Genomic DNA, 12,822 nt, shown 5'->3' with positions numbered 1-12,822 from the left:
TGACGTCGAAGGCGGCAGCGGGAAGGGTCCCGACCAGCGCAAACGCAATACACATCGCGAGGTAGAGGATGTGACGCATTAGCTGAAAAATGGCCCTGCCGCAGTCATGGTTGGGGAACCTAGGTAACGGGGTTTCCCCCTGGGGACAAGCATTCACCGGCGAGCGTGCCTAACGGCAGCGTCGTAGCGCTCTCGGGTCAAGCCGAACAGCACGTGATCTGCCCACCTGCCGTCGATCTGGAGGTAGTGTTCGGCGTAGCCCTCTTCGGTGAATCCGTTTTTTTCAAGGACACGTCGGCTGGCTTGGTTGTCAGGCAGGAAAGCGGCGTGAATCCTGTGCAAACCCAAGGTTTCGAAGCAGTAGGGCACTACCAGGCTCACCGCTTCGGTCATGTAGCCCTGGCCGGCGAACTTGTGCCCCATCCAGTAACCGAGGTTGACGAACTGCGCGGCGCGGCGCCGCACGTTGGAGAGCGTGATGCCGCCCACCAGTTCCTCATCGCTGCGGGTGAAGATGAAGAAGGCATAGTCGGTGCCGGCTTTCGCCTCCTCGCGACCGCGCCTGAGACGCGCGGCATAGACGCGCTGGCCGAGGTCCGAGTCGGTCCAGCGTGGCTCGTAGGGACGCAGGAAATCGCGGCTGGCCCGGCGCAGGTCACGCCAGGCGGTGTAGTCGGTAGCGCGCGGCGCCCTGAGGAACACGCGCTGACCCGTCAGCACCGGGGTATCGTCGCGCGCAAACCAGGTGAGCATCATGATGACGCCGCTTACGCCTCAGTTCTTCAGCTGTGCCGCGATATCGCGATAGTCGGGGAGCTTGGCGACCGGGCCGATGCCGGCGAGCGACACCTGGCCGGCATCGAACACCTGCCTCGCGATCTGTTTGACGCGCTCGGCGGTGATGCGGTTGATGCGATCGACCGTCTCCTGCAGCGGGATGGTGCGGCCCCACAGAATCTGCTGCCGCGCCAGCTGTCCGGCGCGTGACGACGGGCTCTCGAGCGACATCAGGAGGCCGGCACGGATCTGGTTGCGGACGCGGATCACTTCTTCATCGGAGATCGTCTCGGTCGCTTTGCGCAGTTCATCGAGGACGACCGGCAGCAGTTCGGCCACTTCGTCTTCGCCCGTCGAGGCGGCGACGCCGAAGATGCCGCTATCGGCGAAGGCCCAGTGGAAGGCGTAGACCGAATAGCAGAGGCCGCGCTTCTCACGCACTTCCTGGAACAGCCGCGAGCTCATGCCGCCGCCAAGGATCGAGGCCAGGATCTGCACGGCATAAAAGCCGTCGGAATTGTAGGCGCGCCCTTCCATGCCGAGCACGATATGGGCCTGCTCGTGGTCGGAAACGAGACGCTGCTCGCCGCCAACATAGGCCGCCTTGTCGGGCGGCGGAGCACCCGTCGGCTTCAGATCGTGGAAGCGGTTATTGGCGATGTCGACCAGCGCATCGTGATCGACGTTGCCGGCAGCGCACAGCACCATGTGGTCACCCACATAGTTGCGCTCCATATAGGCGCGGATGGAATCCGGACCGAAGCTGTTCACCGACTCGACCGTACCAAGGATGGTGCGACCGATGGCCTGGTCGGGGAAGGCCGCCTGCTGGAACAGGTCGAACACGTGATCATCGGGGTTGTCGCGCGCCGCGCCGATCTCCTGGACGATTACCTGCTGCTCGCGATCGAGCTCATGCTGCTCGAACTGCGAGTTCTGCAAGATGTCCGAGAGGATGTCGGCGGAGAGCGCCACATCTTCCTTCAGCACGCGGGCGAAGTAGCCGGTGTGCTCCACCGAGGTCGCGGCGTTGAGGTCGCCGCCGACATTCTCGATGGTGGAGGCGATCTCAAGGGCATCGCGGGTCTTGGTGCCCTTGAAGGCCATATGCTCGAGCATGTGCGAGATGCCATGCTCGGCTTCGGTTTCGCTGCGTGACCCGGCCTTGACCCAGATGCCCAGCGAGGCGCTTTCGAGATGCGGCATGTCGTCGGTGAGAACGGTCATGCCGTTGGGAAGCGTCGTACTCCGGACCGTCACTTATACTCCTCCGGCACGGGTACGTGCCGCAATGAACTGCTCAACCTCGGACTGATTGTTGTTCAGCACCGTCAAGCGTTCTTCTCGTTCGTAAAGATCAGACAACCACGCCGGCAAAGCCGGTTCAATGCCCGCCGCGGCCTTGACCGCCGCCGGGAACTTGGCCGGGTGCGCGGTGGCGAGCGTCACCACCGGCGCGGAGCCGCCTGTCAACGAGTGCGCGACGGCGACACCGACCGCGGTGTGCGGGTCAAGCAGGTAGCCCGAGCCGGTCTCGACGGCCTTTATGGTTGCCGCCGTTGCGGCTTCGTCGGTGCGGCCGGCAACGAACTGCCGGCGGATCGCCGCCATGCCCTGGTCGGGGATCGTGAAGCCGCCGGATTGCTTCAGGCCGCTCATCATCGACTTCACCGCATCGGCGTCGCGACCAACAGCTTCGAAGAGCAGCCGCTCGAAGTTCGAGCTGACCTGGATATCCATCGAGGGACTGATGGTCGGAGTAACGCCGGTGACTTCATAGCGCCCGGTTTCGATGGTGCGGGCGAGGATGTCGTTGGAGTTGGTGGCGATGGCCAGCGTCTTGATCGGCAGGCCCATCCGCGCGGCGCAGTAGCCGGCGAAGATGTCGCCGAAATTGCCGGTGGGGACGGTGAAGATCACCTCGCGGTGCGGCGCGCCGAGCGAGGCCGCGGCGGTGAAGTAGTAGACGATCTGCGCGACGATGCGGCCCCAGTTGATCGAATTGACGCCCGAAAGCTGTGTCCGGTCGCGGAAGCCGCGATTATTGAACAGCCCCTTCACGATGTCCTGGCAGTCATCGAAGGTGCCACGCAACGCAATATTGTGGACGTTGGCGTCGAGCACCGTGGTCATCTGGCGGCGCTGTACCTCCGAAGTACGGCCCTCGGGATGAAGAATGAAAATATCGGTGGCATCGCGGCCGCGGAAGGCTTCGATGGCAGCCGAACCGGTATCGCCGGAGGTGGCGCCGACAATGGTGGCGCGGCTGCCGCGGCGGGCGAGGATGTGATCCATCACCCGACCGAGAAACTGCATCGCCACATCCTTGAACGCCAGCGTCGGGCCGTGGAACAGCTCGAGCACGAAGTGACCGGGCTCGATTTCGACCAGCGGCGCCACCGACGGGTGCCGGAAGGTGGCATAGGCCTCATCGATGATGCGCTTCAGCTCGGCATCAGGAATTTCGCCGGTGACGAAGCGTCGGATGATGTCGAACGCGACTTCGGCATAGGGCCGGTTGGCATAGGCTGCGATCTCGCCGTGGGTGATCTGAGGCCAGGTCTCGGGGACATAAAGGCCGCCATCGCTTGCCAGACCCGCAAGGACTGCATCGGAGAAGCCGGGCACGACCGCCCCGCCGCGCGTAGAAACGAACTGCATGTAGGGAAAGCGCCCCGCCTTGTTCTCGCACGTGCCTGCTGCGCACGCGGGTTGGGATTGCGCCGCACCCTATTGAAACTGAGGCTGCGCCGCAAGTTTCATGGCTCGATCACGGTTTCGGGGGCTTCGTCACCCGCTGGCGGCGGGCCCAGAAGAACAGCAGGAACGGCACCAGCGTCGCGAAGCCAAACCAGGTGATGGCGTAGCCGAGGTGGTTGTTGGGGAAGCTGACGACGGTCTCGCCGCCCTGTGGCAGCACGCCCTCGCCCATGTCCGGCAGATCGATATAGATCGGCGCCACCGGCTGGGCCACCGGCCCGGCCATGGACGCGAGACGCTCGGTGTTGCGCACCCATTCGACGCGCTTGGACGTATCGGGCGCCGGCGTGAAGCTGTTGATCTCTTCGGTGGCGCGAGCGATGCCCTCGAGGCTGACAAGGCCGGGCTCGACCGTGCCGCCGGCGGCAAAGGCCTCAGACGACGCCTCGGGCACAAACCCGCGATTGATGAAGACCGTACCGCCGGCTGCCAGTTCAAGCGGGGTCATCACCCAGTAGCCGGGCCCTGAGAACTTGCCGCGCTGGTCGGCGAGGCTGGTGAACACCAGCACCGTCTCGGCCGCCCGGAACGTCCCGGCGACGCTGACCGGGCGATAGTTCCAGGCGTCGGCGTCGAACGCCGACCACTCGCCGACCGGCGGCAGCGGCTCCGGGGCAAGGTTCATGCGGGAGGCGACGTTGGCGATCAGGTGCTCTTTCTCACCGAGCCGTTCGACCTGCCAGATGCCGAGCACGACGAACAGCACCATCAGCACCAGCATCAAGCCGACAAAAGCCCAGAACGACCAGCCCGCACGCCGGCTGGGGAGGCTGTCATCAGCCATCGAGGCGGCCTTCCCCAGCGCGGTTGTGGTACTGCAGCGCTACCATCGTTGCTTTCAGCGGGCGGAGCAGCAGCAGCGACAGGATGACGGTGCTGGGCAGCCAGAGCAGCAGGTGGACAAAGGGCGGCGGATGGAACAGCGCCTCAACCGTCGCGGCGGCACCGACGATGACGAAACCGACGATCAGGATGATGAAGACGGCCGGGCCCTCGGTGGCGGCAGCAAAGCTGAGGTCTTCACCGCAGCTCTCGCAGCGTGACACCGGCTTCAGGAAGCCGGTGAACAGCGGCCCTTCCCCGCAGCGCGGGCAGCGGCAGGCAAGGCCCGTGGCGAACGGGGACGGCAGGCGTTCCTTGGTCGGCTCGGTCATGGTCAGTAGAGCGTCACTTTCAGGCGTTCAGGCAGTTCGCGATCATAGGCCTCGCCGTCGATACGCGCCTCGCTGGTCGCGGCCAGCATCTGGCCGGGGCTCGGCAGGCTGGCGCGTTCGACATGCCGGTTTGGATTCCAGAGTTCGGAGCGTACCAGGGCACGCGAGCACTGGAAGAACACGGTGTCGATATGGATGACGAGGACGCTGCGCGGCGGCTTGCCGTCGACCGCGAGGCGCTGCATCAGCTCGGGCGCCACGGAGATCTCGGCGGTGCCGTTGACGCGCAAGGTCTCGCCGACGCCGGGGACGAGGAACAGCAGGGCGACATGCGGATCGGCGATGACGTTGCGCAGGCTGTCGAGGCGGTTGTTACCGCGCCGATCGGCCAGCAGCAGGGTCTTGTCATCGAGGATCTCGACGAAGCCGGGCGGATCGCCGCGCGGCGAGGCATCGAGGCCGCCCGGTCCTGACGTGGCGAGGATGGCGAAGGGCGAGGCCTTGATCAGCGCCGCGTAGTGTGGGTGGAGGTAGGGCATTTCCTTGTGCTGGGCGCCGAGGCTCACCTCGCCGTAGATCGCCTCGAGGCTCGCAACATCGCGGATGATGTGATCGGTCATCTCTGTCCCCGGAAGAACGAAGGGCGCAGCCATGCCGCGCCCCTCGGGAAGTTTCTGGTTGCCCGGCGGCCTTAGTGGCTGAGGGTGACGCCCCAGCTGCCCCAGACGTAGATCGAGGCGAACAGGAACAGCCACACCACGTCAACGAAGTGCCAGTACCAGGCGGCGAACTCGAAGCCGAGGTGATGCTCGGGGGTGAAGGAGTCGCGCATGGCGCGGATCAGGCAGACGATCAGGAAGATCGTACCGATCAGCACGTGGAAGCCGTGGAAACCGGTCGCCATGAAGAAAGTGGCGCCATAGAGATTGCCGCTGAACTGGAAGCCGGCCTCCGAATACTCGAGCGCCTGCACGCAGGTGAACAGCACGCCCAGCGCGATGGTGATGGCGAGGCCCCAGACGAGGCCGCGCTTGTCGCGATGCAGCAGCGCATGGTGCGCCCAGGTGACCGCGGTGCCCGAGGTCAGAAGGATCAGCGTGTTGAACAGCGGCAGGTGCCAGGGGCTGAACAGCTCGACGCCTGTGGGCGGCCAGGTCGGGCCCATGGCGGCGATACGGGCATACTGCTCGTGCGCTTCCTGGTTAAAGAAGCCATCGAAATAGGCCCAGAACCAGGCGACGAAGAACATCACCTCGGACGCAATGAACAGGATCATGCCGTAGCGGTGATGCATCATCACCACCGGGGTATGATCACCGGCCTTGCCTTCCTTGATGACGTCGCTCCACCACGCATACATGGTGTAGAGCACGCCGACCAAGCCAGCGATCAGGATCCAGAACGAGGTGATTTCATGGAACCAAAGCACGGCGCCGACGGCCATGACGAAGGCCGAGACCGAGCCGACGAAGGGCCAGGGGCTGGGGTTTACCAGGTGGTAGTCGTGGTTGGGCTTGGCGTGCGCAGCCATGGTCAGGTTCCCTCGCTCTTAACGGCGTAGAATGTGTAGGACAGGGTGATGTCCCGGATGGTGTCGAGATCGCGGTCCTCGGCGATATCGGGGTCAACGAAGAAGACGATCGGCATCTCGACGGTCTCGCCGGGCTGCAGCGTCTGCTCGGTGAAGCAGAAGCACTCGATCTTGTTGAAGTACACGCCGGTCTGCTCGGGCGTGACGTTGAAGATCGCCTGGCCGGTGACGGGCTTGTCGGAAGAGTTGTGAGCGGTGAACACCACGGTCTCGACATTGCCGATCTTGTCGGTGACGGGCTTCGCTGCCGTCACGGTCCAGGGCAGCGCGCCCTCGACATTGGAGTCGAAGCGCACGGTCATCTCGCGGGCGATGGCGCCCTTGAGGTTGCCGGCAGAGACCTGCGTCGTGCCGCCGAAGCCGGTGACCTGGCAGAACAGCGCATAGAGCGGAACGGCGGCGTAGGCGGCGCCGACCATGGCGGCCACCAGTACCAGCAGCGTGATGGCGACACGGCGGTTGCGGAGAGATGGCGAATGCGGCATCGACGCGTCAGTCATCAGAGCGGCCGATCGAGCACTGCCGGGCCCATCTTCACGATGGTCAGGACGTAGACAATGATGACGAAGGCGGCGAGCGCCAGGCCGAGGGCCACCGAACGACGGCGGCGACGGGCGGCCGCCTCGGCCTCTTCGTCGCGCTTCACGGGTTCGACCATCAGAGCCATCCCAGCATGTTGGCTACGTGGTCGGTGATCAGCGCCAGGAAGATCACGGCTAGATAGCTCAGAGAGTAGGTGAACAGCACCCGGCCGGCCTTCTTCATCGCCACCGTCTCGGTGGTGCGGAAGAGCGCCCAGGCAAACCACAGGAACCCGGCGCCAGTGCCGACGGCGGCGGCGGTGTAGATCGGGCCCATGAAGCCGATCCAGCTCGGGATCAGCGTCGAGGCGACGAGCAGCACCGAGTAGACGAGGATCTGGAGCTTGGTGGCTGGCTCGCCAGCGACGTTTGGCAGCATCGGAATGTTGGCGGCGCCGTAGTCGGACTGCTTGTAGAGCGCCAGCGCCCAGAAATGCGGCGGGGTCCAGAGGAAGATGATGAGAAACAGCACCACGGATTCGATGCTGATGGTGCCGGTGACCGCGGCCCAGCCGACCATTGGCGGGAACGCGCCGGCGGCGCCGCCAATAACGATGTTCTGCGGCGTCGAGCGCTTCAGCCACATCGTGTAGATCACGGCGTAAAAGAAGATGGTGAAGGCGAGGAGGCCCGCCGCCAACCAGTTGGTGGCAAGGCCGAGCAGCGCCACCGAGAACACCGAGAGCACGAGGCCGAAGGCCAGCGCGTGATCGCGCTCCATGCGGCCGGCCGGGATCGGGCGGTTGGCGGTGCGGCTCATCACCGCGTCGATGTCGGCGTCATACCACATGTTCAGCGCACCCGAGGCCCCTGCCCCGATAGCGATGCAGAGGATGGCGACAGCGCCGACGAAGGGGTTGATCCCGCCCGGAGCCAGCAGCAACCCGACGAGGGCAGTAAACACCACGAGCGACATGACCCGCGGCTTCAGCAGCGCGAGATAATCCTCGACCCGCGCCTCGTGGGCGCGGTGCGATATCTCATTGCTGTGGTGCACGTAGGCCAATGTCTCTCGCCTTGGTTGCCGCGGGACCCGAAGGCCCCGCGCACAGATCTTTCAGTTAGTGGTTCGTGTCGGCGCCGATACGCGGCAGCGTCTCGAACTGGTGGAACGGCGGCGGGCTGGGCAGCGTCCACTCGAGCGTGGTCGCACCATCACCCCAGGGGTTCGCCGGAGCCGGACGCTTCTTACGGGCCGCCTCGAACAGGATGTAGAGGAACAGCACCAGACCGGCGAAGGTGATGTAGTAGCCGATCGAGGAGACGCGGTTCCACAGCGCGAAGGCATCCGGATAGTCGATGTAACGACGCGGCATGCCGGCGAGGCCGAGGAAGTGCTGCGGGAAGAAGATCACGTTCACGCCGACAAAGGTGATCCAGAAATGGATGTTGGCCAGCGTCTCGTTGTACATGATGCCGAACATCTTCGGGTACCAGTAGTACCAGGCGGCGAAGATGGCGAACACCGCACCCAGCGACAGCACGTAGTGGAAGTGCGCCACCACATAATAGGTGTCGTGCAGCGCACGGTCGGCGCCCGCATTGGCGAGGATCACGCCCGTCACACCGCCGACGGTGAACAGGAAGATGAAGCCAATGGCCCACAGCATGGGCGTACGGAAGGTGATCGAGCCGCCCCACATGGTGGCGATCCAACTGAAGATCTTCACTCCTGTAGGCACCGCGATGACCATGGTGGCGGCGACGAAGTAGCGCTGCACATCGAGCGACATGCCGACCGTATACATGTGGTGCGCCCACACGATGAAGCCGACGCCGCCGATGGCGATCATGGCGTAGACCATCGCGAGGTAGCCGAACACGGGCTTGCGCGAGAAGGTCGAGACGATGTGGCTGACGATGCCGAAGCCCGGCAGGATCAGGATGTACACCTCGGGGTGACCGAAGAACCAGAACAGGTGCTGGAACAGGATCGGGTCGCCGCCGCCTTCAGGTGCGAAGAAGGTGGTGCCGAAATTGCGGTCGGTCAGCAGCATGGTGATCGCACCGGCGAGCACCGGCAGCGACAGCAGCAGCAGGAACGCGGTGACCAGCACCGACCACGGGAACAGCGGCATGCGATGGAGCGTCATGCCCGGCGCACGCATGTTGAAGATCGTGGTGATGAAGTTGACGGCGCCAAGGATGGACGACGCGCCGGCGATGTGGAGCGACAGGATGGCAAAGTCCATCGCCGGCCCCGGTTGTCCGGATGTCGATAATGGCGGGTAGATGGTCCAGCCGCCGCCGACGCCGTGTGCGCCTGCCGGTCCCTCGAAGAACAGCGAGAGGACGAGCAGCAGGAAAGCCGGCGGGAGGAGCCAGAACGAGATGTTGTTCATGCGCGGGAAGGCCATGTCCGGCGCGCCGATCATCAGCGGCACGAACCAGTTGCCGAACCCGCCGATCATCGCCGGCATCACCATGAAGAAGATCATGATGAGGGCATGCGCGGTGGTGAACACGTTGAACATGTGCTTGCCGGCATCGAGAGCGGCATCGCCCTCGGCGCCGTAGACCATGGCCGCGAGGCCGTGGAAGATCTGAATGCCCGGTTCCTGCAACTCGAGGCGCATGGCGCCGGACAGCAGGCCACCAATCACCCCCGCGCAGATCGCGAAGATAAGGTACATCGTGCCGATGTCCTTGTGATTGGTGGAATAGACGTAGCGCCGCCAGCCAGTCGGATGACCATGATCATGCGCCGCGGCGTGGCCGTGGCCGTCATGGGCTTCCAAAGCGTGAGTATCGGCCATAGTGAGCGATCCCTTTATCGAATTCTCGCTGCGCCGGGTCGAGGACCCGCGCACGGGTCCTTAGCTGAGTGCAGGCAGGGTGGCGTTGGCGTCGTCGACGGTACCCGCCTCGAACGCCGCCATCCAGGCCGCGAATTCTTCCTTCGTCACGACGCGTACGGCGATCGGCATGAAGGCATGGTCCTTGCCGCAGAGCTCGGAGCACTGACCGTAGTAGATGCCGGTCTTGCGGGCATTGAACCAGGTCTCGTTGAGCTTGCCGGGAACCGCGTCGATCTTGATGCCGAACGACGGTACGGCGAAGGCGTGGATGACGCCCGACGGATCGGCGGTGATCTGCATGCGCACGGTGGTATCGACCGGAACCACCAGCTGGTAGTCGACGGCGAGCAGGCGGGGCTGCACCGGCACCTGGGCGAGACGGGCCTCTTCGGAGAGGATCGAGGAGGACATCGACTTGCCCTGATCGACATACTCGTAGTCCCAGTACCACTGCTGGCCGGTCGCCTTGACCGTCAGCGCGGCGGCAGGAACTTCGACATCACCGAACGAGAAGATGTTCGAGCCCAGATATTTGCGCTCGCCATCGGGGACGGTGAGTTGGTCGGTCAGCACCGCGAAGGAGGGGATGGCAATGATCACGAGGATCAGGATCGGGACCACCGTCCAGACGATCTCGACCAGCGTGTTGTGCGTGGTGGTCGACGGCTTGGGGTTCGCCTTGGCGTTGAAGCGCACGATCACGACGATCAGCAGCACCAGCACCAGCAGCGCGATGAGCACGGCGGTCCACAGCAGCGGGCCATCATGGAAGGCGTGGATGGAATCCATGATCGGGGTCACGGAGGGCTGCAGCCCGATCTGACCCGGCACTGGATGGCCTTGCTCCTGCGCAACCGCCACCATGGGCAGCAATGCGAGGGCTGCGGCTCCCAGCGAGCCGATCGAACTCAGTAGTTTGCCGGTCACCTAAAAAACCCCCTTGAGATCCCGTCTGGTCCGGTATTCTTGCGCGGGTTGAGGGGGCAATTGCGGCATAGCGAAACGCCGCCCCGACTCAACTTCGGAGCGCTTGAAACTTGGAATGTGTCTAAACCACATCGGCAGACCCAAGGCAATTCATGCCTCTTGTCGCACCGTGCGTCAAAACGCACCTTTCCGTCCGATGAGGGTGTCGCCTCACGCTCGCCTTGATTGGCAGGCGTTTATCCGCGGCGTCCCGCGGGCCGGCCGGTTGACAGCCGCGCAGGGCCAGCCGACTAAGAAGCAGAGCCCAAGGAAACGCGGGATTCGTTATGTCACATATAGAGAGAGTGGATCGGTGCAGCCAATCCTCGGGCTTGTTGTTCGAACCTTTGCGGTGGCCGCCTTCGCTTTGGGGCTGATGTCCCCTGCCCTGGCGCAGGGCGTGGTCAAGGCGCAGTACGGCGACTGGCAGATGAGCTGCGACACGCCGCCGGGCGCCAGCTTCGAGCAGTGTGCGCTGATCCAGAATGTCTCCGCCGAAGACCAGCCCAATGTCGGGCTGTCGGTGATCGTGCTGAAAACCGCCGACAAGCAGGCGCGGCTGTTGCGGGTCCTCGCGCCGCTCGGCGTGCTGCTGCCCAACGGGCTGGGGCTCAACATCGATGGCGCCAATATCGGCCGGGTGGCGTTCGTGCGCTGCCTGCCCAATGGGTGCGTGGCCGAAGTGGTGCTGGATGACGAGTTGATCGCCAAGCTGACGACCGGCAAGAGCGCCATCTTCTTCGTGTTCAAGACACCGGAAGAGGGCATCGGCATTCCCGTCTCACTCAACGGCTTCGGCGACGGCTTCGCGCAGCTTCCGTAAGGACAGCGTCCAATGGCCCCGCCCGCTCGGCAGATGCGCCTGACGGAGGCCCATGTGGCCCGGATGGCGCTGCTGGTGACGCCGGATGGACCGCTGCCGCCGGCCGAAACCTCGACCGACGACGACTTTCGGCAGTTCACGCAGGAAATTCTCGCAGGCAGCGATGGCTCGGACCAGATCTGGGTGTTCGCCTATGGGTCCCTGATCTGGAAGCCGGCCTGCGAGTTCGTCGAAATCCGCACCGGGCTTCTGCGTGGCTGGCACCGTGCCTTCTGCCTCGGCTGGAACACCTGGTTCCGTGGCTCGGAAGCCAATCCCGGGCTGATGTTGGCGCTCGATCGGGGCGGCTCGTGCAAGGGGGCGCTGTACCGGCTGCCGCCGGGTGCTGCCGAGGAGAACATCGAAAAACTCTGCCGGCGCGAGATGGGCCGCAAGCCCTCGCCGTTCCCGCCGCGCTGGGTGAGCGTAGCGACGGAACACGGGACGGTCCGCGCCTTCACCTTCTGCATCGACCGCAACAGCGGGCGCTATGTTTCGGGGCTCAGCGAGGCGCAGATTGCTGATGTGCTTGCCAAGGCCGTGGGCTCGCGCGGCTCGATGGTCGAGTATCTGTTCAACACGGTGAGCCACCTCGAACAGCTCGGCATCCACGATCCGCATCTGTGGCGGCTGCAGGAACTGGTGGCGGAACGGCTGGATGGGTCTGAACCCGCTCGTTGATCGAAGGCCATCAACGCACTCGGTGTCATCCCAGCGAAAGCTTATGGGTTCGGAGTTATTGCGGCGCTCCACCCACCGGGGCAAAACGGAGGTCCCCGCTTTCGCGGGGATGACACCGAGCTTGGGGTGCTTCTGGTGGCAAGCTCATCGATGGGCAGTTTCGCTGGGATTGGGCAAGGTCGGCAGACCATGAACAAAAAAAGCCGGGTCCGAAGACCCGGCAGTTCATCAGGAAACAGGGCCGGCGGGTGAGCCGGCCCGAAGATGGCACAATCTGGGGACCGTACCAGGCGGAGGCTTAAGCCCTGAGTGGTCGCGCTTCCGAACCGGAAAAGTCTGCAACTTTTCCTGGAAACGCTCCGATCACGGGTTGAGCCAATGGCGGGAGCTTTCGGCACGCTTCTGCTGCAGCTTGTAGCCGGGGCGCTGGCTGGGGCTGTCGAGCGCTTCGAACAAATCCTGGCGGTTGATGCCGAGATCCTCGAGGCGAGCCGTGTCGTAGTCGAGAAGTGACTCGAAGGCGACGCGGCGAGCTCGTGCAGCCCGGACTTTGGCGAACCAGTTCACCAGAGCGCGCAACGGGTTGGACGACGCGGCAGCCATCGACGGCCGCTCGCTCGAAAGCAAGTGGACCATGGTCCTTCTCCAATTT

Annotated in this window: 15 protein-coding genes; 2 read left to right on the top strand and 13 right to left on the bottom strand. The window is 64.3% G+C overall.

Features of this window, described 5'->3' with window-relative positions; genetic code table 11:
• Positions 1-153 precede the first annotated feature (153 nt).
• The 12 genes from VGV07_RS18950 to coxB all read right to left on the bottom strand — a co-directional run bounded on the left by VGV07_RS18950 (position 154) and on the right by coxB (position 10,588).
• Positions 154-756, bottom strand: a complete 603-nt coding sequence (locus VGV07_RS18950; RefSeq protein ID WP_326870285.1) for a GNAT family protein — start codon at positions 754-756, stop codon at positions 154-156.
• 18 nt (positions 757-774) lie between these two features.
• A complete protein-coding gene (locus VGV07_RS18945; protein ID WP_326870284.1) occupies positions 775-2,037 on the bottom strand; it encodes a pitrilysin family protein in 1,263 nt (420 codons plus the stop codon).
• Positions 2,038-3,438, bottom strand: a complete 1,401-nt coding sequence (gene thrC / locus VGV07_RS18940; RefSeq protein WP_326870283.1) for a threonine synthase — start codon at positions 3,436-3,438, stop codon at positions 2,038-2,040. It lies immediately after the preceding gene.
• A gap of 109 nt (positions 3,439-3,547) precedes the next feature.
• Positions 3,548-4,321, bottom strand: a complete 774-nt coding sequence (locus tag VGV07_RS18935) for an SURF1 family protein (RefSeq protein ID WP_326870282.1) — start codon at positions 4,319-4,321, stop codon at positions 3,548-3,550.
• On the bottom strand, positions 4,314-4,691 hold the full coding sequence (locus VGV07_RS18930) for a DUF983 domain-containing protein (RefSeq protein ID WP_326870281.1): 378 nt from the start codon (positions 4,689-4,691) through the stop codon (positions 4,314-4,316). The genes VGV07_RS18935 and VGV07_RS18930 overlap by 8 nt, the downstream gene beginning before the upstream one ends.
• A 2-nt stretch (positions 4,692-4,693) precedes the next feature.
• Positions 4,694-5,311, bottom strand: coding sequence for a pyridoxamine 5'-phosphate oxidase family protein (locus VGV07_RS18925; protein WP_326870280.1), 618 nt, complete (start codon positions 5,309-5,311; stop codon positions 4,694-4,696).
• A gap of 71 nt (positions 5,312-5,382) precedes the next feature.
• A complete protein-coding gene (locus VGV07_RS18920; RefSeq protein ID WP_326870279.1) occupies positions 5,383-6,222 on the bottom strand; it encodes a cytochrome c oxidase subunit 3 in 840 nt (279 codons plus the stop codon).
• A 2-nt stretch (positions 6,223-6,224) separates the two neighbouring features.
• Positions 6,225-6,782 carry a cytochrome c oxidase assembly protein gene (locus VGV07_RS18915; RefSeq protein WP_326870278.1) on the bottom strand — a complete coding sequence of 186 codons (558 nt, stop codon included), beginning with the start codon at positions 6,780-6,782 and terminating at the stop codon, positions 6,225-6,227.
• A complete protein-coding gene (locus VGV07_RS18910; RefSeq protein ID WP_197421386.1) occupies positions 6,782-6,940 on the bottom strand; it encodes a hypothetical protein in 159 nt (52 codons plus the stop codon). Before VGV07_RS18910 ends, VGV07_RS18915 begins: the two co-directional genes overlap by 1 nt.
• The gene (locus tag VGV07_RS18905) at positions 6,940-7,869 is read right to left on the bottom strand and encodes a heme o synthase (RefSeq protein ID WP_326870277.1); all 930 of its coding nucleotides are present in this window, start codon (positions 7,867-7,869) and stop codon (positions 6,940-6,942) included. Before VGV07_RS18905 ends, VGV07_RS18910 begins: the two co-directional genes overlap by 1 nt.
• Positions 7,870-7,924: 55 nt before the next feature.
• Positions 7,925-9,619, bottom strand: a complete 1,695-nt coding sequence (gene ctaD / locus VGV07_RS18900) for a cytochrome c oxidase subunit I (protein WP_326870276.1) — start codon at positions 9,617-9,619, stop codon at positions 7,925-7,927.
• Between the two features lie 60 nt (positions 9,620-9,679).
• Complete coding sequence (gene coxB, locus VGV07_RS18895) at positions 9,680-10,588, bottom strand: cytochrome c oxidase subunit II (RefSeq protein WP_414649980.1); 909 nt, start codon at positions 10,586-10,588, stop codon at positions 9,680-9,682.
• Between the two features lie 415 nt (positions 10,589-11,003).
• Here coxB and VGV07_RS18890 point away from each other — a divergent pair, with 415 nt between their 5' ends.
• Together VGV07_RS18890 and VGV07_RS18885 are read left to right on the top strand one after the other, a co-directional pair.
• Positions 11,004-11,450: an invasion associated locus B family protein gene (locus VGV07_RS18890; protein ID WP_326870286.1), complete on the top strand. Its 447-nt coding sequence runs from the start codon at positions 11,004-11,006 to the stop codon at positions 11,448-11,450.
• A 12-nt stretch (positions 11,451-11,462) separates the two neighbouring features.
• Positions 11,463-12,170 (top strand): gamma-glutamylcyclotransferase, encoded by a 708-nt coding sequence (locus VGV07_RS18885; RefSeq protein WP_326870275.1) that lies wholly within the window; start codon positions 11,463-11,465, stop codon positions 12,168-12,170.
• 363 nt (positions 12,171-12,533) lie between these two features.
• On the opposite strand, the gene VGV07_RS18880 is transcribed toward VGV07_RS18885, so the two are convergent.
• Positions 12,534-12,806 carry a hypothetical protein gene (locus VGV07_RS18880; protein WP_055884955.1) on the bottom strand — a complete coding sequence of 91 codons (273 nt, stop codon included), beginning with the start codon at positions 12,804-12,806 and terminating at the stop codon, positions 12,534-12,536.
• Positions 12,807-12,822: the final 16 nt, after the last annotated feature.

This window comes from Devosia sp., from assembly GCF_035944845.1.
Classification (GTDB): Bacteria; Pseudomonadota; Alphaproteobacteria; order Rhizobiales; family Devosiaceae; genus Devosia_A.
This window is presented reverse-complemented; position numbering and strand designations above follow the sequence as displayed.

Bases quoted from the DNA above. Each gene is read 5' to 3' on its own strand.
- VGV07_RS18890 (WP_326870286.1), top strand. From the start codon at position 11,004: ATGTCCCCTGCCCTGGCGCAGGGCGTGGTCAAGGCGCAGTACGGCGAC.
- VGV07_RS18920 (WP_326870279.1), bottom strand. From the start codon at position 6,222: ATGGCTGCGCACGCCAAGCCCAACCACGACTACCACCTGGTAAACCCC.
- VGV07_RS18930 (WP_326870281.1), bottom strand. From the start codon at position 4,691: ATGACCGAGCCGACCAAGGAACGCCTGCCGTCCCCGTTCGCCACGGGC.
- thrC (WP_326870283.1), bottom strand. From the start codon at position 3,438: ATGCAGTTCGTTTCTACGCGCGGCGGGGCGGTCGTGCCCGGCTTCTCC.
- VGV07_RS18915 (WP_326870278.1), bottom strand. From the start codon at position 6,782: ATGACTGACGCGTCGATGCCGCATTCGCCATCTCTCCGCAACCGCCGT.
- VGV07_RS18885 (WP_326870275.1), top strand. From the start codon at position 11,463: ATGGCCCCGCCCGCTCGGCAGATGCGCCTGACGGAGGCCCATGTGGCC.
- VGV07_RS18925 (WP_326870280.1), bottom strand. From the start codon at position 5,311: ATGACCGATCACATCATCCGCGATGTTGCGAGCCTCGAGGCGATCTAC.
- ctaD (WP_326870276.1), bottom strand. From the start codon at position 9,619: ATGGCCGATACTCACGCTTTGGAAGCCCATGACGGCCACGGCCACGCC.
- VGV07_RS18935 (WP_326870282.1), bottom strand. From the start codon at position 4,321: ATGGCTGATGACAGCCTCCCCAGCCGGCGTGCGGGCTGGTCGTTCTGG.
- VGV07_RS18950 (WP_326870285.1), bottom strand. From the start codon at position 756: ATGATGCTCACCTGGTTTGCGCGCGACGATACCCCGGTGCTGACGGGT.
- VGV07_RS18910 (WP_197421386.1), bottom strand. From the start codon at position 6,940: ATGGTCGAACCCGTGAAGCGCGACGAAGAGGCCGAGGCGGCCGCCCGT.
- VGV07_RS18880 (WP_055884955.1), bottom strand. From the start codon at position 12,806: ATGGTCCACTTGCTTTCGAGCGAGCGGCCGTCGATGGCTGCCGCGTCG.